The sequence below is a fragment of the Candidatus Accumulibacter cognatus genome (genome assembly GCF_000584975.1).
In the GTDB taxonomy this organism is placed as follows: Bacteria; Pseudomonadota; Gammaproteobacteria; order Burkholderiales; family Rhodocyclaceae; genus Accumulibacter; species Accumulibacter cognatus.
Genome location: NZ_JDST02000144.1, coordinates 1 through 2562 on the forward strand (window position 1 = coordinate 1; position 2562 = coordinate 2562).

2 protein-coding genes are annotated in these 2562 nt (G+C 61.7%); both read right to left on the bottom strand.

Annotation, left to right across the window (positions count from 1 at the left end; translation table 11 throughout):
* Positions 1-200 precede the first annotated feature (200 nt).
* Complete coding sequence (locus tag AW06_RS19400; RefSeq protein ID WP_034953785.1) at positions 201-1214, bottom strand: hypothetical protein; 1014 nt, start codon at positions 1212-1214, stop codon at positions 201-203.
* An 8-nt stretch (positions 1215-1222) separates the two neighbouring features.
* On the bottom strand, positions 1223-2110 hold the full coding sequence (locus tag AW06_RS19405; RefSeq protein WP_034953787.1) for a hypothetical protein: 888 nt from the start codon (positions 2108-2110) through the stop codon (positions 1223-1225).
* Between the last annotated feature and the right edge of the window lie 452 nt (positions 2111-2562).

Below are 2562 nucleotides of genomic sequence, written 5' to 3' on the forward strand. Positions count from 1 at the left end.
CGTGACCGCGCACGGTATATCCGTTAGGTGATCAGCGGAGGTGGCGTACTGCCCGCAGCAAATGACGAGCCCTCGCCAAAATGGAGAGAAGTGGGGTTATTAAACCCGGCTCTTGAATTCGTTGGCCTGGTAACTGCCTACGAGCCCGAAGACGCCGTGCTGACGGAAGGAATTTAAGGGCCTCCTTAATAATCAGGATCTCAGCATCGCGGACGCCGACGCAGGGCCAGTACCACCGCGGGTCCCAGCAGCCACAGCACGCCCGGTTCCGGCACATCGGTGATTCGTGCATCGGTGAAGTGACCCGCCTGCAGGCGCAATTGCTCGAGAGACAGGCCCTCGTCACAGGAGAAGCACAGTCGGCCCACCTCCGTGTCCATGCCCAGTGCGAGGTTCGAGAGGTACAGGCTGCCGTCGCCGTCAGTGTCCACTCTGGGCGAGAAGGTAAAGTCCGTCACGCGGCCGCGGCAGGTCACGCAGAACAGCGTACCGATCTCCACGCCACTGATGACCACCGGCTCGTCGGCTTCGAACAGTTCGTCCGGCGGGCACGCGCCAGAATCGGCGAGACCACATCCGAACGACGAGATCTGGCGGAAAGTGCCTGCCACGGTGACATCGAAGTAGCCCGCATCGCCGTGAGTGCCATTGCGCAGGTTGCCGAAGCCGTGGCCGTCGGCCGCCACATCGCCCGCGCGCGCCACCGTCATGGTCAGGCTCGATGCCTCGCGCAGCAGGCGCGTCCGCGGGTCTTCCAGGAGGATCCGGAATGCTGGCGTGTCGATGGGGATCACGTTTGCCTTGAAGCTCGAATCCACCACCGGTGCCACGAAGCCATCCGCATTCAGCTTCAGATTGAACAGCGGTGACGTGGTGCCTTCGAAGCCCAGCAATTCTGCGCTTACTTCTGGCCCCTCGAAGCTTGACTGGCCGGCGAACGCCAGCGACACAGCGCTGTGGATGTCAGCATCCAGCAGGTAGGAAGGCTTCACGAGCAGTTCCGACACGTTGGCGGCCGTGCGCAATTGCAGCGGGGTCGCCGGATCGAAAATGCTCGTATAGCCCGGACCCTGCCACGCGCCGTGCTCGAACACCTGCACGGGCTGGTTGAAGAGGAGTGCCACGCGCGTCTTCGTGGTGATGTCGAACTGCGCGGAAAGCGATGCGGCGAACCCGAGATGACCGTCGAGCAACTGGTAGCTGAAGGGACCCACGCTGCCGTCTAGGGGGGCAGGCCGCGTGCACGCAGAACCTTGTCCAGGCTGTCGCCGACGTCGAAGCCGAGGTTGAACAGTGGCACGGTGCCACCGTAGGAACGCGTGACGTTCGGCACCGCCGGGCCGGCCAGCGGGATCGGCGGGACGGGGCCGATCCCGCTGCCAAGGTCCTTGGTAATGCCGTCGTCGAGCTTAGAGCCGAGGTTGTTCTGCGTGAAGAACGGAATGCGTGCGTTCACGAACTTCGGCAGGTCGGCACTACTACGCTTACAGAGAGGCCCAGCACAGGCTTCGGCGAACACGCTTGGGCCGAGGTTGAGCAGCGCAGACAAAGCGACATCGACACCCCCCAGCTCGAAGTTCACCGAGGGTTTCACGTTCGCAGGGCTCGAACCGAAGAACGTCTTGTAGACATCCAACAGGTCACCTTTCGGATCCTTTGCCGGTAGGAGAGCTGCGACGGTAAACTTCGTGTCCGTTGCATCGGCCAGACGGCTGGTGGGTGTCAGAGAAAAGCTTCGCCCTGCAACGGCCGCATAGTCGTCCGGATAGTCGAACTTCTGCCGCACGGGCAACGCGAGGTCGAATGTACCACCGGTGAGGTAGGCATCCACGCCGATACCCACGCTGCCATTCGCGGACACACCGACCGCCAACGGGCCGAAGGACTGACGGTATGCATCGATGTCGAACGGTGTCCTCAGATCGAACTGGCCGCGCGCGGAGAACGTGTTGCTCGCCGCAAACGCGTTCTGCGAGCGCGCCACGAACACGACATCGGCCTCGTATTTAGCTGCGTTTGCCTGCGGTGCGGCGCCGAGGACGAACAAGGCGGCCGCTGCCGCGAGCACGCGGCGAACGGTGCGGATTCGATTGCCGGAACTCGCGGGCATGACCTCCGGCCTGATGACATCTCTCGCGTGCTGATCCCGGTTTTTCCGAATAGCCCCCTGGAATCGGAGGCAGGAACAGCAAGCGGGCCCAGCACCCAAGCCCAATATCCGCGGATCCGATGTGGCAAATGCAAGTGTCTTCATTTGGAACTCCAAAGTATCCATAGAGGGTCCAAACTGAGCAAACACCGTGCCATGGTTGAGCATGATGACGCGCCCTGGATTGGTTTTCATTGCACTTCATGCGGTTAGCGCGAATGCTTGCGCTGTCAGCCGCTGGCAGGGAGCGAAAAGATCCCCGCTGTTCCGTTATCGCCAAGGGGAACTGTAAAAATTTTCGACACCTGCCAGGCCGGTAACGCGATACGACAGCGCTGATGTGAGCGTCTCGGGATTTCATCCTGGAATTCCAGCGAGGTATCCAATGGCTATGCTATACCGTGCGCGGTCAC

What these genes read in the sequence shown, in the direction of transcription:
- AW06_RS19405 (WP_034953787.1), bottom strand. Translation starts at nt 2,110, where the DNA reads ATGCCCGCGAGTTCCGGCAATCGAATCCGCACCGTTCGCCGCGTGCTC.